Origin of the sequence: Flavobacterium anseongense, assembly GCF_021608185.1 — a bacterium.
In the GTDB taxonomy this organism is placed as follows: Bacteria; Bacteroidota; Bacteroidia; order Flavobacteriales; family Flavobacteriaceae; genus Flavobacterium; species Flavobacterium anseongense.
Map to the genome: position 1 here is coordinate 226,472 of NZ_JAKIHN010000005.1, position 24,406 is coordinate 250,877.

Here is a 24,406-nt window from a genome sequence, read left to right on the forward strand (position 1 = left end):
AAAAAATGAAAGCAATAACCATGATTTTTTTGACACTTTTCCTCGGAAAAAGCTGCAGCAACGAAGCCCAAAATGACATTGCCAATGCCACATTAGAGTACACGGCAAACACAAGAGGTTTTTTTCAAAAAATCGTTGTTATCAATCAAAAGGCAACAATTTCAAGAGATAGAGAAGGTGTAGAATCTCCTGAAGAAATCACCATTTCGGATAAAGACTGGAAAGAAATCATTGGCTATTTTGAAAAGATTGATTTGAAAAAAGTGCCAACTTTAAAAGACCCAACTCAAAAAAGATTTTATGATGGTGCTGCGATTGCCAATTTAAAAATACGTTATCAAGATAAAAACTATGAAACAAATGAGTTTGACCACGGATTTCCACCTGTGGAAATTCAAAAGTTAGTTAACAAAATAGTTTCATTAGCCAAAGAAAAAGAATGACAATACAAGAAATACAAGACGAAATCGTTGACGAGTTTTCAATGTTTGACGATTGGATGCAACGCTACGAATACATCATCGATTTAGGGAAATCATTACCGCTGATTGATGAACAATACAAAACCGAAGATAATATTATCAAAGGCTGTCAGTCGAAAGTTTGGGTTCATGCAGAGCAAATTGGAGACAAAGTAGTTTTTACTGCCGATAGCGATGCGATTCTGACTAAAGGAATAATCGCCATTTTGATTCGGGCTTTTTCCAATCAGAAAGCAGTCGATATTCTGGAAGCCAATACCGATTTTATAGACGAAATTGGGCTAAAAGAACACTTATCACCAACACGAGCAAACGGTTTGGTTTCGATGATTAAAAAAATAAAAATGTATGCATTGGCATTCAATGCAAAAAATTAGAATACAATAACAAAACTTCAGCAGAGATGCTGAACTAAATTCAGCATAAAATGGAAGAATTTAAAGACGATATCAATCTGGGAGAAAATGTAGTAAAAGTGCTAAAAGGCATTTACGATCCCGAAATTCCTGTTGATATTTACGAATTGGGATTAATCTACGATGTAATGATTAATGAAGATAATGAAGTAAAAGTTTTGATGACCCTCACTTCACCAAATTGCCCTGTGGCAGAAACGTTGCCTCGTGAAGTAGAAGAAAAAATCACCAAAATAGACACCGTTAAATCATGCGAAGTAGAAATTACTTTTGATCCGCCATGGAGCAAAGATTTAATGAGCGAAGAAGCTAAGTTAGAACTAGGGATGTTATAAATAGTATTCAGTCTCAGTCTCAGTTTTCAGATTACTGCGACTGCAAACAGTGACTGATAACAGAATATATGGATGAGATAATTAACAAAGTAGCCAATTCAGCACTCGAAGTTTTCGATTTAGAAGATTATTATCCAAACGGAATTCGTACACAAATCGATATTTCACAATGGCTTTTCGAAGGTTTTTTGTTGAAAGAAAAAGACTTTCGCGAAGCGCTGAAAAATCACGATTGGAAACAATATGAAAATCAGTATGTCGCTATAGATTGTTCGACAGATGCTATAATTCCGGCCTGGGCAAGTATTTTGGTTACCGTTTATCTCGCTCCTTTTGCCAAAAAAGTGGTTATGGGAAAACTTTCCGATTTAGAAATCGCACTTTACCAGGAAATTCTACCGACATTAGATTACACAAAATACCAAGATAAACCGGTTATTTTAAAAGGTTGTTCCAAAAAACCTGTTCCCGAAAGCGCTTACATAATGGCGATTCAAAAACTACAACCATTTGCCAAAAGCATCATGTATGGCGAAGCCTGTTCCGCAGTGCCATTATTTAAGAAAGGAAAGTAATTTGCTTTTTTCATAAGACTTGGATTATAAAGATGTATTAGTACCTTTGCACCGAAATTTTTAAATCCAAAGAAAATGAAAAAAATTTTACTAATGTTTGCAATGATTTTCGCAATGCAGCATACCTTTTCTCAAGTTAGTGAAAAAGAATTGCTAAAGAAAACGGAAGAAACGGTTGCTAAAATCCAGGAAGAAAAACCTAATGGCTGGGCTAAAAAAGGGATGTTTACTTTTTTACTTAATCAAGCCAATTTCAATAATTGGTTAGCTGGTGGACAAAGCAGTATTTCGGGTAATGCCGGAGTTAAATACGATTTCAATTATAAAAGTGATACCTGGACGTGGGACAACAAAGCTTTCGCCAACTACGGCTTGACCAAACTGCAAGGACAAGATCTTCAAAAAACGGATGACCGAATGGAATTCAATTCGCTTCTTGGGAAAAAAGCTTCCGGCGAATGGTATTACTCAGCATTCTTTAACTTCAAAACACAATTTGACTCGGGGTTTGATCCTGCTGATAATTCGATTAAAATATCACATTTCTTTTCACCGGCATATTTTCAATTTGGACCGGGTATGATGTGGAAAAAAAGCGACAATTTGAAAATTAACATCGCGCCTGCAACATCCAAAGTAATTTTGGTTCACAAACATTTTACAGAATTAGGACCGGCCTTTGGTGTGCTTCAAGGCGAAAGTTCCCGTTATGAGTTTGGAGCTGCGCTTAACGGTTATTATAAATTCAACATGATGGAAAATGTAACGGCTGAAAATATCCTGAATTTATATACCAATTATCTAGAAGACGGACAAAATGTAGATATTGATTATACACTGAATATTGTGATGAAAGTCAATAAATACTTATCCACTAATTTTTCTTTCCAAACGATTTATGATGACAACGCGTTTCCGGGATTTCAAACCAGAGAAATTATCGGAGTTGGCGTGAATTATGGATTCTGATTGTAAAACACATAGCATGAAAAAGAGCCGATTCAACTCAATGAATCGGCTCTTTTATTTACTAATACCAATATTATTTCTTAAAGCGAATGCTATTGTTCTTTGATTTCAGAGTAGAACAAGTACTGGAAGATGTTGGTGTATTTGTTTCTTTTTTTGCAAAACCAATTTTCGATTTGCAATCACTAGAACTTGGTTCGTTAGGAAGTCTTGGGTGAGAAATAGCTTTTGCACTAAATAGTATAAGCAAAACCAAGAACAGTTTGAAAGCATCTTTTGGGGCAATTGTTTTCATAAGGTTAGATTTTTGATTAAACAGGATAAACCTATTTAAATAAAATCAAAAAAACGTTAAAACAATCATAATAATCGATGAAATACATAAATTATAGATAAAAATATAATTTTTCTTATAAATTTTTTTCTTTCTTTTCACTAGAATTTACAAAAAAAAGCCAGATGGGATTCCTATCTGGCTTTTTAAATCTTTAAAATCTACTTTATCTGAAGGCTTGTTCGATATCAGCTAATAAGTCATCAATATCTTCAACGCCTGTACTTAATCGAACTAAATCATCTGTGATTCCAATTTCTTTTCGTTTGTCTTCCGGAATCGAAGCGTGTGTCATCAAAGCCGGATGATTTGCCAAACTCTCAACGCCACCAAGCGATTCGGCAAGAGTAAATACTTTTAGTTTTTCGAGAAATGCAACAGCATCTTCTTTTTTACCTGATTTGAAAGTGAATGAAACCATTCCACCAAAACCACTCATTTGTTTTTTGGCAATATCATGAAACGGATGATTAGGCAATCCCGGATAATAAACCGTTTCCACTTCGGGATGATTGCTTAAAAAAGCGGCTACTTTTTCACCATTTTCGCAATGTCTTTGAACACGTAAATGCAATGTTTTGATGCCGCGCAAAACAAGGAAACTATCCATTGGTCCGAGTGTTGCTCCAGTCGCGAATTGTTTGAAATGCAATTCATCACCCAACTCTTTATCTTTTATAATCAAAGCTCCGGCAATCACATCAGAATGTCCGCCAAGATATTTGGTAGCCGAATGCATTACAATATCAGCACCTAAATCCAAAGGTTTTTGTAAATAAGGTGTGGCAAATGTATTGTCAACAGCAAAAAGAATATTTTTTGCTTTAGTGATTTTTGCAATTTCCTGAATATCGGCCAATTTCATCAACGGATTGGTTGGCGTTTCTACCCAAACCAACTTCGTGTTTTCATTGATTAAAGATTGGAATTTCGCCATATCATTCATATCCACAAAGTGGAATTTGAGTCCACTGTCTTTGTAAATGCGCGTAAACATTCTATAAGTTCCACCATATAAATCATCCATCGCGATGATTTCATCACCAGCTTTGAACAATCTTAATAAACAATCGGTTGCTGCCAATCCAGATGAGAATGCTAAACCACGAGCACCGTTTTCTATCGAAGCCAAAGCATCTTCTAATGCTTGTCGCGTTGGGTTTGCAGCTCTTGAATATTCGTAATCACCAACAGGTTTTCCCGGTGAAGTCTGAGCGTATGTTGAGGTTTGAAATACCGGCGGCATTACAGCTCCGGTAACTTCTTCATGGTGTTGTCCACCATGTATGACTTTGGTATTAAATTTCATTTGAATAAAAATATTTTGTTTTTTTAAGTAGAGGCACAAAGGTAATTTTTTGTTTTTTAATAGCCCGGATAGAAATGAAAATCCTTTTTACCCAAGGTAAAAAGATTGTAATGGATAGCCGGAAAATGCTCCTAAATAAATTTTCGGATATTCATCATGAAGCCCATGTGTAAAGCTTCGTGATAATTATTAAAATTCATAGCTTCCATGGTCGATGCCAAATGAAATCCGGTGCCGGTTGTATATTCATTATAAGTAACAAATTTGCCGTTGGCATAATCTTCTTTTGTCTTTTCGATAAGTGAAAAAAGAAGCACTTTTAGTTCGTCAATTTCAGCTTGTGTAGTTTTTCCGGTTGGTTTGGAACCATTTTTATACGTATTGTTCATTTCGTCAGAAATATAAGTTGGTAATCCTGAAAGACGATATACCAAACCTTGTTGTGCGACGATTATATGGCCTAAATTCCAAGCCAGATTGTTACTAAAACCTTCCGGAATTTTGTTCAATTGATCTAATGAATAGCTTTCGATTAGCTTGAGATAATGTTTTCTGTTGGTTTCCCAAATTTTGAATGTTGCATCCATAATTTTTTTGATAAAATTACTAATTTGGAAACGGATAACCATGTATTTTTGCGATACATTTTAATTCTTCTCCCATGCGAAAAATATATCATCTGAAAACCTGTAGTACATGTCAACGCATTTTAAAATCATTACCAAAAATAGAAACCTTCCAACTACAGGACATTAAAGCAGAGCCGATGACTGTAAAACAACTGGAAGAAATGCAAAAATTGGCCGGAAGTTATGAAGCGCTTTTCAGCAAAAGAGCCACGCTGTACAAGGAAATGGGATTGAAAGACGAGCAGCTTTCCGAAGCTGATTTTAGACGTTACATTTTGGAACACTACACTTTTTTATCGCGACCGGTGATTATTGCCGATGACAAAATATTTGTGGGCAACAGCCCAAAAGTGGTACAACAGGCAATCGAGTATTTATCCAAATGAGTAAGCGTTCCTGGGCTTTAATTGCCGCATTATTGGTTTCACTAATTTACGGTGTTTCGTTTACGATTGCCAAAGATGTAATGCCAACCTACGTTAAACCATACGGGTTTATTATACTTCGTGTTTTAGGAGCGACAATTTTGTTTTGGGCAATTACTTTCCTTGGTCCAAAAGAGAAAATACAACTTCAGGATTTTCCACGAATAATTGCTGCAGCTTTTTTTGGTGTGGGTTTAAATATGCTGACTTTCTTCAAGGGATTGAATTATACATCACCAATTTCGGCAGCGGTAATTATGGTTACAACACCAATAATTGTCTTAATTCTTTCGGCGATTATTATGAAAGAAAAAGTAAAACTCCGAAAGATTATTGGAATTTTGCTCGGACTTTTCGGCACCGGATTTTTAATTCTGTATGGAAAATCAATTGGCAATGCAACCAATGCTTCGCTTGGAAATTTACTGGTTTTTATCAATGCGGCTTCCTATGCTTTTTATTTGATAGTAGTCAAAAAACTGATGGATAAATACAATGCGTTTACATTTGTAAAATGGGTTTACACCTTTGGTCTGTTGATGGTTTTGCCTTTTGGTTGGTGCGAATATAAGGAAATTCAATGGGCAACTATTCCAACAACGATTCTTTGGGAAATAGGTTTTGTAGTTGTCTTTACAACATTCTTCACTTACTTGTTTAATTTGGTTTCGATGCGCGAATTGAAACCAACAACGGTTGCTGTTTTTATTTATTTACAACCGCTTTTTGCGACTATTTTTGCTATCGGTTTAGGAAAAGATGAGTTGACATTAGTTAAAATAGTCTCGGCAGTTTTGATATTTATCGGCGTTTATCTGGTAACGCAAAAAGGCAAGTCACAGCCTCAGTAAACAGTCTCAGATAAAACTGAAAACTGCGACTGCGACTGCAAACTTTTAATTATATTTGAAGTCTATTAAAATACACCAATGATACAATCAATGACTGGTTTTGGGAAAGCAACTTTGCAATTACCGACCAAAAAAATTACCGTAGAAATCAAATCGCTAAACTCCAAAGGTTTAGATTTAAATACTAGAATGCCTTCTGTTTTCCGTGAAATGGAATTGGGTTTACGCAACCAGCTTTCGTCTCGATTAGAACGCGGGAAAATAGATTTCTCCTTGTATGTTGAAATAACCGGCGAAGAAACGTCGTCAAAAATTAACGTGCCAATTGTCAGAGGTTATATCAACCAAATGAAAGCGGTAATTCCGAATGCAGATGAAACCGAATTGATGAAAATGGCAGTGAGAATGCCCGATGCCTTAAAAACAGAACGTGACGAAATAGATGAAGACGATTGGAAAAAAATCCAAACCGTAATTGACGAAGCGCTCGAAAATATTACACAATTCAGAAAAGATGAAGGCGTTTCACTGGAAAAAGAATTTCTGCACCGCATTGCCAACATAATGACGTTGATGAACAATGCAGTTTCGTATGATGCCGAAAGAGTAGAAACGGTAAAAACCCGTTTACGTACAGCACTTGACGAATTAAAAGAAAACGTAGACGAAAATCGTTTCGAACAGGAACTGATTTTTTATCTGGAAAAATATGATATCACCGAAGAAAAAGTAAGGTTAGAAAACCACTTAAATTATTTCATCGAAACCATAGCAGGAACAGAAGCCAACGGAAGAAAACTGGGTTTCATCACTCAGGAAATGGGAAGAGAAATCAATACTATGGGTTCAAAATCTAATCACACCGAAATGCAGAAACTCGTTGTAATGATGAAAGACGAGTTGGAGAAAATTAAAGAACAGGTGCTTAATGTTTTATAAGTAATCACTAGAAAAAAATGAACAACGGAAAATTATTAGTATTCTCAGCACCATCAGGATCCGGAAAAACCACTATAGTAAGACATTTATTAGCACAACCCGAACTGAATCTTGAGTTTTCTATTTCAGCGGCAACACGTGAACGACGAGGTGAAGAAGTAAACGGAAAAGATTATTATTTCATGTCGATTACCGATTTCAAAAAGCACATCAAAGCGGATGATTTTATTGAATGGGAAGAAGTATATCGCGATAACTTTTACGGAACGTTAAAAAGCGAAGTGGAACGCATTTGGGCCAAAGGCAAAAACGTAATTTTTGATATTGATGTCTCCGGCGGATTGCGAATTAAATCAAAATTTCCACAGGAAACTTTAGCCGTTTTTGTAAAACCACCAAGTGTTGATGAACTAAAAAGGCGCTTAAAAGAACGCTCTACCGAAAGCGAAGATAAAATCAATATGCGTATTGCAAAAGCTCATGTAGAATTGGCAACAGCACCACAGTTTGATAAGATTATCAAGAATTACGATTTGGATATTGCTAAAAAGGAAGCTTACGAATTGGTGAAAGAATTTATAAAATAAGTTAAAAGGGATTAGGGAAAAGGGATAAGTAAAAATTCTTATGCCTTATGCCCTGTCTCTTATCCCTCAAAAATGAAAATAGGATTATACTTCGGAACATTCAACCCAATCCACATTGGGCACATGATTATTGCGAATCATATGGCTGAACATTCTGATTTGGATCAGATTTGGATGGTGGTGACGCCACATAATCCGCACAAACAAAAGACTACTTTGCTCGATGATTACCAGCGTTTGCACATGGTAACTTTGGCCACGGAAGATTTTACCAAAATCAAACCTTCGGATATCGAATTTAAATTACCTCAGCCAAATTATACCGTAAATACGCTGGCGCATTTGGAAGAAAAATATCCAAAACATGAGTTTGCCTTAATCATGGGCGAAGACAATCTGAATTCGCTTCACAAATGGAAAAACTACGAAGTGATCTTGGAAAATCATCACATTTATGTGTATCCAAGATTAAATTCGGGCGAGATTGATGAGCAGTTTGTAAACCACAATAAAATCCATCGCATTGGTGCTCCGGTTATTGAACTCTCATCTACATTTATTCGCCAAAGCATCAAAAACAAAAAGAATGTAGCGCCAATGTTACCTCAAAAAGTTTGGGAATATATTGATAGTAGTGCGTTTTATAAGAAGTAGTTTTTTTTCTGAAAATATCATTTTAAAATGAGTATTTTTGATAGATATAAATGTTTATTTACATGAATAAATCTCCAAAATTTGCAGTAATCGGTGGCGGAAGTTGGGCTACCGCAATTGCAAAAATGTTATGTGTCAATCTCGACGAAATTGCCTGGTACATGCGAAATGAATCTGCAATTGACCACATAAAAACCCAAAAACACAATCCAAATTATTTAAGCTCGGTTGAGTTTGACATTAAAAAACTCAGACTAACTTCAGATATAAACGAAGCGGTAGCTTACGCAGATTATATCATTTTTGCTATTCCATCAGCGTTCTTAAATGCCGAGTTGGAAAAATTAACCGTGAGTTTGAAGGACAAAGTGATTTTCTCTGCCATCAAAGGAATTGTCCCTGAAACGTTTCTGATAGTCGGTGAACATTTTAATAAAAAATATGATATTCCTTTTGAAAACATTGGTGTAATTACAGGACCATGCCATGCCGAGGAAGTTGCCTTGGAACGTCTTTCGTATTTGACTATTGCTTGCGGCGATTCTGAAAAAGCTAAAGTTGTTGCTAATATTCTTTCAGGAAATTATATTAAAACCAAAATTTCAGACGACATCATTGGAACAGAATATGCTGCGATGCTAAAAAACATTTACGCTATTGCAGCCGGAATTGCACATGGTTTGGGTTATGGTGATAACTTTCAATCGGTGATAATGAGTAATTCCATTCGCGAGATGAAAAAATTCATCAAGAAAGTGCACAAGATGAAGCGAAACATAAATGATTCAGCTTATCTGGGCGATTTATTGGTTACGGGTTATTCAGTGTTTTCGAGAAACAGAATGTTCGGAAACATGATTGGGAAAGGCTACACCGTAAAATCGGCTATGATGGAAATGTCAATGGTTGCCGAAGGATATTATGCCGTAAAAAGTGCCTATAAACTAAACCAGGAATACAAAGCGAAAACGCCAATTATTGATGCCGTTTATGAAATTTTGTATGAAGGGAAAGAAGCCAAAAAAGTATTTAAAAAACTAACTGAAAAATTAGATTAGCATGAACGAAAGATGGAAATACCAGCTCAAGATAGGAGGTCTTTGGGGCGTTTTAATGATAGTATTCTCAATACTTTTTACGCTAAAGGAAAAGCCTTTGGAGGTACAACTGTCCAGCCCTAATTTTTATATCCGTTCTTTGGTTTATCTTTTGGCCGGGACATTTATTTTGGGTTATTTCAATTGGAAAGCAAAGAAAAAAGCGGAAGAAAATAAAAAATAATTACCTCACGATTACACCATCCACAAACAAAATCGGAACTTCTTCCACATAATCCGGAGTTATGGATTGTGCCCGGAAAGTGAATTTTTTATCATATAGCGTGCTTCCAATGAAGTAAGTTACCATAAACTCATTGTTCAGTTGCAGAACGCTTTGTTCAATCATTTCTATTTTTACAACCGATACTGCCGGAACCTTCATAAATGCATGACGCAGGAGCGACGTTTTTTTCATTTCACCATACAATGTGCCAAAAGCTTTAGAAACGACCATTACGCTGTCTAAATCGAAGTCAGAATCGTTGATTAGATAAACATACCAAACCTTTTCCATAAAATCATCGCTCCATTCCTGAACGGCAGCAAGGAAAACGTTTTCAACTTGTGGTATTTCGATATCTTTTTTCATTTTAAGGAATAAGGGACTAGGGATAAGGCATAAGAGGTTTTACTTATCCCTTTTCCCTAATCCCTTTTAACTTTTATTATATACTCGACTTAAACTGCTCTAAGAAACGAACATCGTTTTCATAGAACATTCTGATGTCGCCAATTTGGTACAACAGCATCGCGATACGCTCAATTCCCATTCCAAAGGCAAACCCATTGTATTCATCTGGATTGATGCCGCAGTTTTTCAAAACGTTTGGATCAACCATTCCGCAGCCCATAATTTCTAGCCAACCGGTTCCTTTGGTAATACGGTAATCAGTTTCGGTTTTTAAACCCCAGTAAATATCAACCTCAGCACTTGGCTCGGTAAACGGAAAATAGCTTGGTCTCAAACGAATTTTGCTTTTACCAAACATTTCTTTAGTGAAATATAAAAGTGTTTGCTTTAAATCGGCAAACGAAACATCTTTGTCAATATACAAACCTTCAACCTGGTGGAAAATACAATGCGAACGCGAGGAAACTGCTTCATTTCTGAAAACTCTTCCCGGTGAAATCGTACGGATTGGTGGTTTGTTGTTTTCCATATAACGCACCTGAACAGATGAAGTGTGTGTTCTCAACAGTACGTCAGGATTAGTTTGGATGAAAAAAGTATCCTGCATATCTCTAGCCGGATGGTATTCCGGTAAGTTCAAAGCGGTAAAATTATGCCAGTCGTCTTCAATTTCCGGACCTTCAGAAACATTGAATCCGATGGTAGAGAAAATATCAATGATTTGATTTTTTACCAATGAAATAGGATGACGCGAACCAATTACAACAGGTTCAGCCGGACGCGATAAATCGCCATAGAAGCCTTTTACTTCTTCTTTGCTTTCTAATTCTTCCTGTATGGCTTTTACCTTTTCTTCGGCAACAGTTTTCAACGTATTAATTACTTGCCCGAAGTCTTTTTTCTGGTCGTTTGGGATGTTTTTGAATTCGGTAAAAAGTTCTTTCAATAAGCCTTTACTTCCCAAATATTTGATACGGAAATGCTCTAAAGCTTCTTTGTTTTTGGTGTTGAAAGCTTTAGCTTCTTCAATATGTTCTTTAATCTTGTCTATCATCTTTCTTCGTTGAAGGTGCAAATTTAAGATTTTTTTACTGTTTATAAAGTTTATGAGGTTTATAAGTTTATATAATTATATAACCTCATAACCATAATAAACTTTTAACCTATTGAATTACTTCTTTTTCCAGAAAATAATTCACAATGGCTTCTTTCATCAAAACCGATTGTTCGCCGGCTTTTAATGGCGGTAATTCCTCTTTGATTTTATAATGTGGCCAACCGTCTTTATCCACAAAATCAAATTCGTAGAAACCATAAGGTTCAAGTAAGCGGCAAATGGCAATGTGCATCAGATTTACTTTTTCATCTTTTTTGAAGGCTTGTTTGAATTGCCCCAATTCCTGCACACCGATTAAGTATATGATAGCATCCAAATCCAAAATATCGCCTTCAGCAAACTGATTGGAAAGGATTTGCACGACTTTGTCCCAGCGGTTTTTTAATTGTTCGTCTCTTGACACTTTATTGAGTTATAAGTTATGAGTTTTGAATTATGAGTTCAAAATCATGCAAAGATAGCAAAGCTAAAGGCTAAAAGCTGACAGCTATATGCTAATTCTTGATTTCCTTAATCGCGCTGTCTTCAATCCAACCTGTAGTTTCGTCGGTGAGTTCAACTTTTTTCCAGTTGGCGATGCTTTCCAGGATGTAAACTTTAGTTCCTTCGTGAAGCACGGCGGCATCCTGACCACTAGATTTCGGTTCACTTTTTAGTGGCGCATTTTCAGCAAAAACAATCGCCGGTCTTTCGTTTTCGTTTCGGTTTTTTTCATAAAATCCCGATGCCGTACTGAGGCCAATTCCGATCAACCACAGAAACATTCCAAAAAAGAAAACCCGTTTCAACACCGAGGTTTGAGAAAAATAATATCCAATAAAAAACAATAAAAACAGGATTGCAAAACTTACCGCAATCCAAGCCCAAGTGTCATAATAGTATTTTGCTGTGAAATCCTGAATCAATTTATTAAAGCCTACTTTTGGAATGACTTTAATATCATCAATCGTCATTTTTCGGGCGAATTCTAAGTTGGTTTTTATTTCTGTATCGTTCGGACTTAACAACAAAGCTTTTTCATAATTGTAAATTGCCGGTGCTACTTTGTGGAGTTTGTAATAGCAATTTCCCAAATTAAAATACAATTCCGCCGATTGTTTTCCGGAGTTTACAATGCTTTCATAACTTGAGATTGCTGCTTCATAATTCTCTTTTTCGTAGAATTTGTTTCCTTGTTCAAAAGCAGTTTGTGCCCAAAAAGTTTGAAAAACAAATAGCAATAAATAAAATATCTTTTTCATCTTCTACATTATTTTAATTGCTTTTCGAGTTCGGAAATAATCACCACAGCCTTGTCATAATCGTTTTGAATTGCCGAGTCTGATGACATGGCATATCGAGCCAATTCGCAGTTTTCGGTTAATTTGATAAATTCTGAAATTGTTTCCGCATTTGCTTTTCGCGAAAGCAAAAGTTCTGTTATCTTGTCTTTACTCATTTCCGAAGTTTCGATGTTAAGTTTGGCTTTTAGGAAATTGTGCAGGGCTTTTTCGAGCGCAATATAAAATGGCTCTTTGTTGCCCAAATGTTTTTTGGCATCGCCCAAATATTTCTTCGCCAAAGCATTTGATTTTTTAATTTTGTTTCCAACAACATCATTGTCTGAAGCTTCTTTTCTTCGCTTGCCAACAATTAAAAGTGGAATTGCCAAAAAAGGCAAAGCAATCAACGAATAAAACATTCCAGAACCCAGAAAATCATCTTTCTCCATCGGTTGAAGTGCTGTTTTTTGTTTGATGTAAGCAAACGATTTGGCAGCTTCAAATTTGGTTTTGGCAACATCATTTGGATTTGCTTTACCAGAACTTGCCACACTTGGACCATCTAAAACATTGATGGTTATTGGTTGTGATGTAATGGTTTTGTAACTATTGGAACCCAAATCAAAATAGGTAAAACGCATCGGCTTGATTTGGTAATTGCCTTTGTATTGTGGAATTATAGTGTATTTATCAGAAATCCTACCTGTCATTCCGGTTAATGGTGTCGAGACATTTTCGTCGTGAACAGGATCATACATTTCTAAAGCAGAAGGTAAAACCGGTTTTGGCAACGTGAACAATTTTATGTTTCCGGTTCCAACAACACTTACATCTAAATCAAAAGATTCGCCGTTTTTTAAAATCGTTTTGGATGGCTTTACTTTGAAATCCATTCGGCCAACAGCACCCGAAAAATCTTCCGGTTTTCCTTTTTCCGGCAATGCTTTTACGTTGATGACTTTGCTTCCGGCAGAAACTCTTTTGCTGTCTTCGGTCATTAAAGCTTGTCCCCAAAAATTCCGTCTGTTTGTCGGAACCTGACAATCGATATCTAATGAAAGTGGCTCAATTTCAAGTTTTCCGGATTTTTGTGGATATAATACCGTTTTTCGCAACACTACATAACGATAGCGTTCGCCTTTAAACATTCCGTCTTGTGCAACCAATTGTTTGATGTCAATATTTTGGCTCCAAAAATCATTGTATTTTGGCTTGTTCAACTCGCGCCAGTTCGTGATTCCGATGTTGTAACTGAAATACAGTTTGTAAACAACCGTAATTGGTTCATTCAGGTATGGATTCGTTTTTGAAATATCCGCAACCAAGTACAAATTATCGTCAGCACTAATGGCCGGAGCTTCGTTTGGATCTTTCGGAATTTCAACGGCATTGGTCACGTTGATTTTTACGGGTGATGATTTATAAATCTGACCATTAATTTCAACCGATGCTTGTTTTAACGTTAGTGTCCCTTTTTGCGTTGGCAGTAAAATAAAAATATACGATTTGTTAAACGAACTTTTACCGTTAATCCAAGATTGACTTACCGATTGACTTGGTCCGCCGACAACTTTAAAACCGCAAGCTTCAAAATTTGGTGGTACAAAATTATCGCCATCAGCATTCATTGTAAAATCAACGCGAAGTCGTTCGTTTAATCCCAAAGAATTCTTGCTCACTTTTGCTTCAAATTGTACTTGAGCAAAAAGTGAATTTGTAATAAATAATAAAATTAAAATCTTTTTCATTTTCAAATTTTCAAATTGATTAATTTTCAAATTTATTTTACCAATCTTTTTCTGCTTTTTTAGGATTGGCCCGTACTTTTTGCTTGTTTACTTTATCCTGAATTTTTTTCTCTTCATTGTTTACAGCATCCAATAAATTCTCTAAACGTTGTTTCGAAATTCCGCCAGGCTGAGGTTTTGGCTGTCCTTGATTTTGATCTTTATTGTCCTTCTTATCTTTATCCTTGTCGCCTTCTTTTTTATCCTTGTCTTTATCTTTTCCGTCTTTCTTGTCGTCCTTTTTATCTTTGTCTTTATCCTTGTCCTTGTTTTTATCTTTGTTCTTGTCTTTCTTATCCTTATCCTTTTTGTCGTCTTTCTTAGGTGGATTTTCCTTTAGCATTTTTTTGGCTAAAGCATAATTATAACGGGTTTCTTCATCAGCCGGATTATTTCGCAACGCATTTTTATAAGCTTCAACAGCGCCTCCATAATCCTTGTCTTTCATCAACGTATTTCCAATATTATGAAACGCCTGATGTTTTTCGGCTCTGGTCTTGGCCGTTTTTAATGCTTTTGCATAATGATATTTGGCTTCACTAGATTGATTTTGTCTGTAAATTGCGTTCCCTAAATTATACGAAGCAATCGATTTTTTTGGATTTTTAGATTCCGAAATTCGGTATTCGGCTTCAGCATCATCATACTTTTTTTCGGCAAAAGAATCGTTTCCTTTTGGCAAATCCTTATCATTTTCCTTCTCTTGTGCTTTCGCCAAAAAGGAAATCAGAATCAAACTATATAATAGCAACTTTTTCATTTATTCCTTTTCATTAAATAAATTCATTTTTTTCACCCATTTTGTTTTTTTCTCCAACAGGAAAACATCCAAAAGCAATAAGAAAAATCCAAATCCTAAAAACCATTGAAACTGCGATTTGAAATCGGCCATTTGTGTGCTTTCGAATTCTGTCTTTTGAATATTGTCTAACGCATGTTTCACATAATCTATAACTTCTCTGGTTGAATTTCCGTCAACATATCCGCCGCTGGCACTTTTGGCAATTGTTTTTAAAACTTCTGCATTTCTTTTTGTAATTACCACTTCTCCATTTTGGTCGCGCTGAAAGCTTTCAACAACACCATTTCTCTTTAACGGAATGGTTCCGCCTTTTTCGGTTCCGACACCGATTGTCATTATTTTTAATCCAACTTTTTTGGCTTCTTCTGCAGCATCCGTAGCAGCATTCGAATGATCTTCTCCATCGGTAATGATGATTAGAAGCTTGTTGGTTTTGTCTTTTTTATCAATCCATGTTGTGGCCAAATTAATAGCCTGGTCAATAGATGTTCCCTGCGCCGATATCATTCCCGGATTCATAGTCTGTAAAAACATTTTGCCAACACTATAATCCGAAGTAATCGGTAAAACAGGAAACGCACTTCCTGAATAGGCTATGATTCCAATTCGGTCGCTGCCTAAATTATTGATAATCTGTGAAACCAATTGCTTACTTTTTTCTAAACGGCTTGGCACTACATCTTCTGCCAGCATACTTTTAGAAACATCTATTGCAAAAATGATATCGATTCCTTCTCGTTTTACGGTTTCTAATTTGGTTCCGATTTTTGGGTTAACCAATCCGATTATCAGACAAGTCAATGCCAATAAAATAACACCTAATTTCAAAGCTGGTTTAAAAGCTGATTTTTCAGGGCTTAATTTTTTGATCAAATCCAAATCACCAAACTCGCGTTGCTTTTTTCTTTTCCAGAATTGAATGTACAGGAAAAGCAATGTCATCGCCGGAATGACAAACAAAAAGTATAAATACCATTTTTCTTCTAACTCGTACATAATTCGTTATATAAAACTTCTATAAATTGTATTTCGCAATCCAAATTCAATCAAAACTAAAATTCCGGCAATCCAAACAAACAACCTGTATTTTTCATCATAATCATAAAACTTCAGCTCTTGAATTTCGGTGGTTTCCAGTTTGTTGATTTCTTTATAAATCGATTCCAATTTGCTATTGCTACTTGCTCTGAAATATTTCCCGCCAGTATTTCTGGCAATTGTCTGCAACAAATTCACATCAATCTCCACAGGCATCATTCGGAATAAAAAGCCGCCATTTGGGGCATAAGCATAAGGGAACATTGCATTTCCGTTTGTACCGATTCCGATGGTATAAACTTTGATTCCGTACTCGCGTGCAATTTGCGAGGCGGTTTCTGGCTCGATAAAACCGGCGTTGTTCACACCATCAGTCAATAGAATGATTACTTTGCTTTTGGCTTTACTGTCTTTCAAACGGTTTACGGCCGTGGTTAAACCCATCCCGATTCCGGTTCCGTCCTGCAAAACATTGTCGTATTTGATACTTTGAATAGCTTCCTGAATAAGCGCTTTATCACTTGTAACCGGCGTTTTCGTATAGGCTTCTGACGCATAAACTACAATTCCGATTCGGTCATTTGGTCTTCCTTCTACGAAATTCTCGGCTACTCTTTTCAGAGCTTCCATTCGGTTTGGCTTTAAATCTTTGGCGAGCATACTTCCGGAAACGTCAATTGCCATCACAATATCAATTCCTTTGGTCGATTTGGTTTGGCTGCTGATATCCACTTTTCGTGGTCTTGCCATTGCGATAATTAATGAACTCAACGCTAATAATCGCAATACAAATAAGAACGGTTTTAGTTTGGCCAACAATGATTTTTGTGCTTTGAAACCTTTCACAGAACTTATTTTCAAGGTTGCCGATTGCTGTTTTCTTTTCCAGATTTGCCACAAAACTGCTACCGGAAGCAATAAAAACAACCAGAAGAATTCAGGATTTAAAAAACTTACTTCTTTCATTGTTGTGCAGTTTGTAGTTCAACCGAGTTTAACATTCTTTCGGCAATTTGCTGTCCGTATTTATCATCTTCTCGATGCATTACCAAAATAGTCTGCAAACCGCCATTTTGACTAAAAAGCAATACTTCATAATACATTTTGGTTGACTTGCCTTTTATCTTATCTAAAACAGTCATTGTTCCGTAAGCTTTCTTGCCCGAAATTCCTTTTTGAGTGTCGAAGTCTTCTGTTTTTACAATGATGTTTTGAGCGCCTTGAGCTTCCATAATTTTCAGGTAACCTTCGGCTGTTTTATCCAAATCCATTTGGGTTTGTTGTTTGTAAGTTACGGTTGAAACCGCAATGTAAAAGTCTTCCAACAAGCTTCCGTAACCAAAAGTCTGCATTTCCTTAATCAACGCCATAGCATCTTTTGGAAGTGTTTTTGTGGCATCAATTCGCTTCAATACTTTTGGCGTTTCCACTTTTACGCCCGGATTTCCGTATTCGCTATAAACCCATTGACCTTCGACTAAATCTTTGGTTGGATGACCAAGGAAATTGTCTTTCACATAATCAAATCCTTTGAAATAAATCAGTCCTAAAACAAAAAGCAACAGCATTCCCAATACAATTCCGATGGTCGAAATAATTCGGACGCGTTTTTGTTTTTTCAGTTTTTGCAAACGTGCCAATTCTTTTTGTTGTTCATTCCATAATGCCAGTTCATCATCGTCTTCCACAACTTCCGGTATCGATTTATGAATGATTACGATAGAGCTTGAAATACGTTTTTTATCTTCTTCAATTTCATAATCAAGCGGTTTTACTTTGGCAAATTTTACCAAATCGGCTTGTTTTAAAACTTTCTCCAGATTTTCTACCGTTTCGTTTGAGAGTTTTAGTTTTTTTTGTTTGGCGGCTCTTCGCAATCCTTCAATGAGTTCGGAAGTGGTACTTTCCATCGCCGGAATATTGATTTCTTCTTCTATATAATTACGCGCAATGTCTGTCAGTTCCGAATAATAATGTTTGATTTCGCCTTTTTGCCAAAGCTCTTTAGTTTCCAATTGTTGTAATAAAGTGGTTGCTTTTTCGATAGGCGATTTGAAAACAATGACTTCAGCTTTTGGTTGGTTTTGTCTTTTTTTAATGAATTGATAAATGAAATAACCGGCAACTCCAATAGCTAATAAGATTAAAAGGTAAATCCACCAAGTTCCTAAGGGACTTTCAACCTGAACGATGTCTTTGATGTCGTACATCTTTTGTTTTAGCGTATCGACTTTTACATCGTTAACTTCTACTTTGATGCTATCCGAAAAAACAGGTTTCCCGTTAATCAAAACCGGAATTCTTTGAATGGTATATTTTCCGCTGTCGAATTGGGTTAACCCATATTTTTTGATTAATTCATATCGAGCGCCATTCCTAACCGTGTCAATTTTATACGACTGAATTACTTCCAAAGCACCAAAATTCTTGGCTTCCGGAAATTTTACTTTTGACAACGTATCAACATCGGTTTTTAAAGTTAACTTGAATTCGGCGCCGATTTTGTTTTTGGTAACATCCACAGAAGTAGTCACCTTTTGGGCAAAAAGCGAAGTTGATAACAGAAAGAATAGTATATATAATTTGAATTTCATTTTCTTATCTGGATTTAAAATAACCCAATAATTTTGTCACGTAACTTTCGTCCACACGTGTATTAACTGTTCCTGAACCACATTTTGAAAAGATATCCTTGAAGTAATTTACTTTGTCCTGATATTGTTTTTCATAACTCAAACGCGCTTTTTTTGAACCTGTATTCACTACTAAAATTTCTCCGGTTTCGGCATCTTCCATTTCGACCATTCCGATGTTTGGCATTTTGGCTTCGCGGATATCGTATACACGAACACCTGTTATGTCGTGTTTCTTTCCGGCAATCTTTAAGGTTTTCTCATAATCGTCTTCCACCATAAAATCAGAAATCACAAAGACAATCGCTTTCTTTTTCTGCGTTGATGAAAGGAATTTCAAGGCTTGCGATAAATCTGTTTTTTTGCTTTTGGGTTGGAACTCGATTAGCTCACGAATGATTCTCAACACGTGAGATTTTCCTTTTTTTGGCGGAATGTATAATTCGATTTGATCTGTGAATAATATCAATCCGATTTTATCATTATTCTGTGTTGCCGAAAAAGCCATCGTTGCGGCGATTTCGGTTACGATTTCACTTTTTAACTGGTTTTTGGTTCCAAAACTTTCTGAACCCGAAATATCAACCATCAACATCATGGTCAATTCGCGTTCTTCTTCAAAAACTTTAACATAAGGTTCGTTGTAGCGTGCGGTCACGTTCCAATCAATCGCACGAATATCATCGCCAAATTGGTATTGACGTACTTCTGAAAAGGTCATACCACGGCCTTTAAACGATGTGTGGTATTCGCCCGAGAAGATATGATCACTCAATCTTCGGGTTTTGATTTCGATTTTACGAACTTTTTTGAGTAAGTCTTTAGTTTCCATTTTTTCAGTTGTCGGTTGTCGGTTGTCGGTTGTCAGTACGTTAGCAATAATTCACAGCTAACTGATAACAGAGAACGGATAACTGATTAAGGTACTTCAATTTCGTTTACGATTTTGTTGATTATGTCAACAGAAGTGATGTTTTCCGCTTCCGCTTCGTAGGTAACGCCAATTCTGTGACGCAATACATCGTGAACTACGGCACGAACGTCTTCGGGAATTACATAACCACGACGTTTGATAAACGCATAACATTTGGCAGCATTCGCCAGGTTGATACTTCCACGAGGTGAAGCGCCAAAGCCAATGAGAGGTTTTAAACTTTCGAGTTTGTATTTTTCAGGATTACGGGTTGCGAAAATGATATCCAGAATATATTTTTCGATTTTTTCATCCATATAAACTTCGCGAACCGCTTCTTGTGCTTTTAGGATTTGGTCAACAGTAACAACCGGATTTACTTTTTCATAAGAACCTTTTAAATTCTGACGGATAACCAATCTTTCTTCATCAATTTTTGGATAATCGATAACAGTTTTTAGCATAAAACGGTCAACTTGAGCTTCCGGTAAAGGATATGTTCCTTCCTGTTCAATTGGATTTTGAGTTGCTAAAACTAAAAACGGTTTGTCTAATTTGAAAGTGGTGTCGCCAATAGTCACTTGTTTTTCCTGCATCGCTTCAAGCAAAGCGGATTGCACTTTTGCAGGCGCACGGTTAATCTCATCAGCTAAAACGAAGTTGGCGAAAATTGGCCCTTTTTTTATCGAAAACTCATTGGCTTTGATGTTGTAAATCATCGTTCCGATAACATCAGCAGGTAACAAATCGGGTGTAAACTGAATACGGCTAAAACTTCCGTGAACAGCTTGTGATAAAGTATTTATGGCTAAGGTTTTTGCTAAACCGGGAACACCTTCCAGCAGAATATGACCCTGACCTAAAAGTCCAATTAACAATCGTTCTACCATGTGCTTTTGACCAACGATGACTTTGTTCATTTCCATAGTCAACAAGTCAATAAAAGCACTTTCTCTTTCAATTTTTTCATTAATTGCTCTAATGTCTAAAGCGGTACCATTTTCTTCCATAGTTACTCTATTTATTCTAATGTGTGACGGTTATAATTTTAACATTTCAAAAGTGAAAATTTAATCCCTTACCAGATGTTAATAATGCGTTAAAACTTTACAAAACATCCCTATTTTAAGGATGATTTATGATTTTCTTTTTATAATTTTAAGACCTAATCTATTTTTGATATTTTTCGGGTAGCAAAATAATAAAATTTTCAAAATACTGAAAAATCAAAAAGCATACTTCAAATACATAAAATGAAAACAAAACTCTCGCCTGTAATTGCCGGAACCATGAACTGGGGAATTTGGGACAAAAAATTGAACACTACGGAAATGGAGCATTTGATGCACATTTGTATCGAAAATCAAATCAGTACTTTTGACCATGCGGATATTTATGGAAATTATACTACAGAAGCAGATTTTGGGAAGGCTTTTAGTCAAAGTAACATCGACAGAAATAAAATACAATTGATTTCAAAGTGTGGCATTCAAAATACGGGTGCCAGAAATAATTCTATTAAGCACTATGATTATTCAAAGGATTATATCATTTGGTCGGTAGAAAACTCTTTAAAAAATTTGCAGACCGATTATTTGGATGTGCTTTTGTTACATCGCCCAAGTCCGTTGATGGTTGCCGATGAAGTTGCCGAAGCGGTGGATAAATTAAAAAAAGAAGGCAAAATTATCGACTTTGGCGTTTCCAATTTCACCGCATGGCAAACAGAATTGATTCGTCAAAAAACGGAAATCAATTATAACCAAATACAATTTTCGGCAACACACCATGAAGCAATGCTTGACGGAAGTTTAGATTATATGCAGTTGCACAACATTCGTCCAATGAGTTGGAATCCGCTTGGAACTGTTTTCAGAGAAGATATTGAGCAAACAAGAAGACTGAAAAGACTGTTGGCACAATTGGTTGATAAATACCATTTAGGTTCGGATACCATTTTGTTAGCCTGGGTTTTAAAACATCCGGCGAATGTTATTCCGGTTGCCGGAACAGTAAACATTGCTCGAATTCAAGCCTTAATGAAAGCGGTTGAAATGGATTTAGACCAACTCGATTGGTTTGCGATTTGGACAGAAAGCATGGGGAATAAAGTACCGTAAATTTACGAAGTTTGAGGTACGAGGTACAAAGTAAAATAATAACTTCGTATTTTGTACTTCGTAAATCGTACTTCCAATGATTAACAAACGTCTTCTCATAAAAAACCTACTCGCTCACAATGATGAGTGCAGTTTTTATGATAAGAAGCGTCAATTAAATTTGCATACCAAAGAAGGAAAAAGCAAGTTTTTAAAACATATTTGTGCTTTGTCTAATTCCAATCCCTCGAATAATTCTTATATTGTTGTTGGTGTTGAAGATCAGGACAACGAAATTGTTGGGGATGATTTTTTTGACGATAGCCGAATTCAGAATTTGGTTAATGCTTATTTGGAAAATCCGCCAAAAATTCAATATGAAAATGTACCTTTTCCCAACTTGCCTAAAGACAGAGTTGTAGGTTTGGTAACTATTAAACCAAAGCATAAGGCATCGTTTTTTAAGAAAAACATTCATACCATTTTGGCCAATACTACTTTTGTCAGAGTCGGAAGTAACACCATGCCTACGGAAGAAAAAATTCCATATTCAAAACAGAATATCGAAACGGTTATCAGTATTGAAAACAGTTCGAGAAACAGCATTGCACACACATTGGACGGCGTGATTGATTTTATGAATAATCGACACAAGGACATGACTTCGCAGTATAATGTTTTTAAAGAATTGTTTGTGATATGTTGGGCCGGAGTTCCAAAAAAAATTAGAGACACAACCTATCTTTCGCGTGTGGATATTGAGTTAATTAACGAGCAAATCAAACTTTTTTACTCGGCACTTGATGTGGTTTCTATTAGTTATGACGAGCAGAGTTTTACGATTATTGAGCACGTAGCACTTGGACTGAATGACAAAACGAGTTATTATCCACTGGAACAATTGACCATTCATTTTTTTGACAATGGCTATTATAAAATGGAAACCAAAATGCTCTTTGAACCACCGGCATATAATAAAAAAATGCTTCATCATATTTATAATGCTACTGTTGCAGTAATTAATAAACTCGAAAAAGGATTAACGCTCACAGAAAGGGAAGAAAAGGATTTAGAAAATTTAGCATCCACTTTGATGATTTGTTATCTGAACGGTTTTGATGAAGCAAAGCAAAAGCTGATAGATGTCAAACTTTTTTTAAAGGCTCAAAAAAATCCAACCGTATATTTGAGTTTTAAAGAAGCGATGCGAATATTAAGAAAAATGAAATACGATACAAACAATGCGTAGAAAATTAGTAATAGGTGATATCCACGGAGGATTGAGGGCATTGCATCAAGTTATGGAAAGAGCAAAAGTCAGTAAAGATGACACATTGATTTTTCTTGGTGATTATGTTGACGGCTGGAGCGAATCACCACAAGTGATAGATTGCTTACTCGATTTAGACTCGAAGCAGGAATGTGTTTTCATCCGAGGAAATCACGATGATTTATTGTTGGATTGGCTGACGGGAAACACTAAAAATTTTGATGAAACTATGTGGTATCATCATGGCGGAGAAGCCACAGTTTTAGCTTATGCCAATGTTTCGGAAGCAACAAAGCAACTTCATATTGACTTTTTGAAATCGCTTAAAAATTATTTTTTAGATGATCAAAACCGACTGTTTATTCATGCCGGTTTTACGAATATGAATGGCATTCATTATGAATATTTTCCAAAATTATTTTATTGGGACAGAACACTTTGGGAAACCGCTTTGTCATTAGACAAAGCGCTCCCTAAATACAGTCTTCATTATCCAAAACGATTGACTTTATATGATGAAGTTTATATTGGTCACACACCGGTAACCAGAATAAATGAAACTGTTCCAATCCAAAAAGCTTGTGTGTGGAATATTGATACCGGAGCGGCTTTTAAAGGGCCATTGACTATTTTGGATGTTGAGACAAAGGAATTTTGGCAAAGTGAGCCTTTGAACAATTTGTATTTTAACGAAAAAGGAAGGAATTAGATTTAGGATTTGATAATCTCTATATTTGCAGCAAAATTTAAATACATGAAGAAAATAATCACAATAACGGCAATCGTTATGGTAAGTCTGGCAAATGCACAGGCTTATAAAGGTAAAGGAGATATAAAAGCACAAGTAGGATTGAATACTCAAAGTCACGGAACGGGAATTAATCTTTCAACTGATTTTGGTTTAGGTGAAAATATGTCCTATGGATTTGTCGCATCTTATTTGCTTTCGGTAGATGAAGTTGCAGGAGAAAAGCCTAATTTCGATGACCGAGCGGATTTTAAAGTTCGTTTTAATGCTAACATTGGAAACGTTTTTAAGTTGGATAAAGCAATGGATATTTATCCGGGATTAAATTTAGGAACAAGAAATTTCGGGGCGCATTTGGGTTTTAGATATTTCTTTACTGAAGGTTTTGGTGTTTATACAGAAGCCGGAATTCCATTGGCGAAATACGATACAAATGCTGAAGGATTTGAAAAATATAATAATCAATTTGTGTTTCAAATAGGAGCCTCTTTTAATTTATAA

30 protein-coding genes are annotated in these 24,406 nt (G+C 35.9%); 16 read left to right on the forward strand and 14 right to left on the reverse strand.

Annotated features, from left to right (window positions below):
• Positions 1-5: 5 nt before the first annotated feature.
• The 5 genes from L1S35_RS09150 to L1S35_RS09170 all read left to right on the forward strand — a co-directional run bounded on the left by L1S35_RS09150 (position 6) and on the right by L1S35_RS09170 (position 2,777).
• Complete coding sequence (locus L1S35_RS09150; RefSeq protein ID WP_236399709.1) at positions 6-443, forward strand: hypothetical protein; 438 nt, start codon at positions 6-8, stop codon at positions 441-443.
• A complete protein-coding gene (locus L1S35_RS09155) occupies positions 440-859 on the forward strand; it encodes a SufE family protein (RefSeq protein ID WP_236399712.1) in 420 nt (139 codons plus the stop codon). The genes L1S35_RS09150 and L1S35_RS09155 overlap by 4 nt, the downstream gene beginning before the upstream one ends.
• Before the next feature lie 50 nt (positions 860-909).
• A complete protein-coding gene (locus L1S35_RS09160; protein ID WP_131474777.1) occupies positions 910-1,233 on the forward strand; it encodes an SUF system Fe-S cluster assembly protein in 324 nt (107 codons plus the stop codon).
• 68 nt (positions 1,234-1,301) lie between these two features.
• The gene (locus L1S35_RS09165; protein WP_236399715.1) at positions 1,302-1,808 is read left to right on the forward strand and encodes a DUF2480 family protein; all 507 of its coding nucleotides are present in this window, start codon (positions 1,302-1,304) and stop codon (positions 1,806-1,808) included.
• 75 nt (positions 1,809-1,883) lie between these two features.
• Complete coding sequence (locus L1S35_RS09170) at positions 1,884-2,777, forward strand: DUF3078 domain-containing protein (RefSeq protein WP_236399718.1); 894 nt, start codon at positions 1,884-1,886, stop codon at positions 2,775-2,777.
• Positions 2,778-2,850: 73 nt separating this feature from the next.
• On the opposite strand, the gene L1S35_RS09175 is transcribed toward L1S35_RS09170, so the two are convergent.
• From L1S35_RS09175 to L1S35_RS09185, 3 genes are all read right to left on the reverse strand, one after another.
• Complete coding sequence (locus L1S35_RS09175; protein WP_236399721.1) at positions 2,851-3,072, reverse strand: hypothetical protein; 222 nt, start codon at positions 3,070-3,072, stop codon at positions 2,851-2,853.
• Positions 3,073-3,277: 205 nt separating this feature from the next.
• Complete coding sequence (locus L1S35_RS09180) at positions 3,278-4,420, reverse strand: cystathionine gamma-synthase (protein ID WP_236399723.1); 1,143 nt, start codon at positions 4,418-4,420, stop codon at positions 3,278-3,280.
• A 131-nt stretch (positions 4,421-4,551) separates the two neighbouring features.
• Entirely contained in the window at positions 4,552-5,007 is a 456-nt protein-coding gene (locus tag L1S35_RS09185; protein ID WP_236399726.1) for a DinB family protein, read from the reverse strand.
• Between the two features lie 74 nt (positions 5,008-5,081).
• On the opposite strand from L1S35_RS09185, the gene L1S35_RS09190 reads away from it, so the two are divergent.
• The 7 genes from L1S35_RS09190 to L1S35_RS09220 all read left to right on the forward strand — a co-directional run bounded on the left by L1S35_RS09190 (position 5,082) and on the right by L1S35_RS09220 (position 9,786).
• Positions 5,082-5,435, forward strand: a complete 354-nt coding sequence (locus L1S35_RS09190) for an arsenate reductase family protein (protein ID WP_236399729.1) — start codon at positions 5,082-5,084, stop codon at positions 5,433-5,435.
• A complete protein-coding gene (locus L1S35_RS09195) occupies positions 5,432-6,325 on the forward strand; it encodes a DMT family transporter (RefSeq protein WP_236399732.1) in 894 nt (297 codons plus the stop codon). The genes L1S35_RS09190 and L1S35_RS09195 overlap by 4 nt, the downstream gene beginning before the upstream one ends.
• A gap of 78 nt (positions 6,326-6,403) precedes the next feature.
• Positions 6,404-7,264, forward strand: a complete 861-nt coding sequence (locus tag L1S35_RS09200; RefSeq protein WP_236399735.1) for a YicC/YloC family endoribonuclease — start codon at positions 6,404-6,406, stop codon at positions 7,262-7,264.
• Between the two features lie 17 nt (positions 7,265-7,281).
• Entirely contained in the window at positions 7,282-7,851 is a 570-nt protein-coding gene (gmk, locus tag L1S35_RS09205; RefSeq protein ID WP_236399738.1) for a guanylate kinase, read from the forward strand.
• 72 nt (positions 7,852-7,923) lie between these two features.
• Positions 7,924-8,505 carry a nicotinate (nicotinamide) nucleotide adenylyltransferase gene (gene nadD / locus L1S35_RS09210; RefSeq protein ID WP_236399741.1) on the forward strand — a complete coding sequence of 194 codons (582 nt, stop codon included), beginning with the start codon at positions 7,924-7,926 and terminating at the stop codon, positions 8,503-8,505.
• A gap of 62 nt (positions 8,506-8,567) precedes the next feature.
• Positions 8,568-9,563, forward strand: coding sequence for an NAD(P)H-dependent glycerol-3-phosphate dehydrogenase (locus tag L1S35_RS09215; protein ID WP_236399744.1), 996 nt, complete (start codon positions 8,568-8,570; stop codon positions 9,561-9,563).
• Between the two features lies 1 nt (position 9,564).
• A complete protein-coding gene (locus tag L1S35_RS09220; RefSeq protein ID WP_236399747.1) occupies positions 9,565-9,786 on the forward strand; it encodes a hypothetical protein in 222 nt (73 codons plus the stop codon).
• Here L1S35_RS09220 and L1S35_RS09225 read toward each other — a convergent pair whose 3' ends face one another.
• The 11 genes from L1S35_RS09225 to L1S35_RS09275 form a co-directional block, all read right to left on the reverse strand.
• Positions 9,787-10,194, reverse strand: a complete 408-nt coding sequence (locus L1S35_RS09225) for a hypothetical protein (protein WP_236399750.1) — start codon at positions 10,192-10,194, stop codon at positions 9,787-9,789.
• Positions 10,195-10,270: 76 nt separating this feature from the next.
• Positions 10,271-11,290: a phenylalanine--tRNA ligase subunit alpha gene (locus tag L1S35_RS09230; protein ID WP_236399752.1), complete on the reverse strand. Its 1,020-nt coding sequence runs from the start codon at positions 11,288-11,290 to the stop codon at positions 10,271-10,273.
• A 109-nt stretch (positions 11,291-11,399) separates the two neighbouring features.
• Positions 11,400-11,756 (reverse strand): hypothetical protein, encoded by a 357-nt coding sequence (locus L1S35_RS09235; RefSeq protein ID WP_236399755.1) that lies wholly within the window; start codon positions 11,754-11,756, stop codon positions 11,400-11,402.
• 91 nt (positions 11,757-11,847) lie between these two features.
• Positions 11,848-12,594, reverse strand: a complete 747-nt coding sequence (locus L1S35_RS09240) for a tetratricopeptide repeat protein (protein WP_236399758.1) — start codon at positions 12,592-12,594, stop codon at positions 11,848-11,850.
• Positions 12,595-12,602: 8 nt separating this feature from the next.
• Positions 12,603-14,363, reverse strand: coding sequence for a BatD family protein (locus L1S35_RS09245; RefSeq protein ID WP_236399762.1), 1,761 nt, complete (start codon positions 14,361-14,363; stop codon positions 12,603-12,605).
• A 37-nt stretch (positions 14,364-14,400) separates the two neighbouring features.
• The gene (locus tag L1S35_RS09250) at positions 14,401-15,162 is read right to left on the reverse strand and encodes a tetratricopeptide repeat protein (RefSeq protein WP_236399765.1); all 762 of its coding nucleotides are present in this window, start codon (positions 15,160-15,162) and stop codon (positions 14,401-14,403) included.
• The gene (locus tag L1S35_RS09255) at positions 15,163-16,200 is read right to left on the reverse strand and encodes a vWA domain-containing protein (protein ID WP_236399768.1); all 1,038 of its coding nucleotides are present in this window, start codon (positions 16,198-16,200) and stop codon (positions 15,163-15,165) included. It lies immediately after the preceding gene.
• Positions 16,201-16,206: 6 nt separating this feature from the next.
• Complete coding sequence (locus tag L1S35_RS09260) at positions 16,207-17,208, reverse strand: vWA domain-containing protein (RefSeq protein WP_236399771.1); 1,002 nt, start codon at positions 17,206-17,208, stop codon at positions 16,207-16,209.
• A complete protein-coding gene (locus L1S35_RS09265; RefSeq protein WP_236399774.1) occupies positions 17,205-18,836 on the reverse strand; it encodes a hypothetical protein in 1,632 nt (543 codons plus the stop codon). The genes L1S35_RS09260 and L1S35_RS09265 overlap by 4 nt, the downstream gene beginning before the upstream one ends.
• A 4-nt stretch (positions 18,837-18,840) precedes the next feature.
• Entirely contained in the window at positions 18,841-19,707 is an 867-nt protein-coding gene (locus tag L1S35_RS09270; protein ID WP_236399778.1) for a DUF58 domain-containing protein, read from the reverse strand.
• Between the two features lie 86 nt (positions 19,708-19,793).
• Positions 19,794-20,798 (reverse strand): AAA family ATPase, encoded by a 1,005-nt coding sequence (locus L1S35_RS09275; RefSeq protein ID WP_236399781.1) that lies wholly within the window; start codon positions 20,796-20,798, stop codon positions 19,794-19,796.
• A gap of 243 nt (positions 20,799-21,041) precedes the next feature.
• Between L1S35_RS09275 and L1S35_RS09280 the strand changes: the two genes are divergently transcribed.
• The 4 genes from L1S35_RS09280 to L1S35_RS09295 all read left to right on the forward strand — a co-directional run bounded on the left by L1S35_RS09280 (position 21,042) and on the right by L1S35_RS09295 (position 24,406).
• Positions 21,042-21,908, forward strand: a complete 867-nt coding sequence (locus L1S35_RS09280) for an aldo/keto reductase (protein WP_236399784.1) — start codon at positions 21,042-21,044, stop codon at positions 21,906-21,908.
• A gap of 76 nt (positions 21,909-21,984) precedes the next feature.
• Entirely contained in the window at positions 21,985-23,136 is a 1,152-nt protein-coding gene (locus tag L1S35_RS09285) for an ATP-binding protein (RefSeq protein WP_236399787.1), read from the forward strand.
• On the forward strand, positions 23,129-23,866 hold the full coding sequence (locus tag L1S35_RS09290; RefSeq protein WP_236399790.1) for a metallophosphoesterase: 738 nt from the start codon (positions 23,129-23,131) through the stop codon (positions 23,864-23,866). The genes L1S35_RS09285 and L1S35_RS09290 overlap by 8 nt, the downstream gene beginning before the upstream one ends.
• Positions 23,867-23,911: 45 nt before the next feature.
• The gene (locus L1S35_RS09295) at positions 23,912-24,406 is read left to right on the forward strand and encodes a DUF6646 family protein (protein ID WP_236399793.1); all 495 of its coding nucleotides are present in this window, start codon (positions 23,912-23,914) and stop codon (positions 24,404-24,406) included.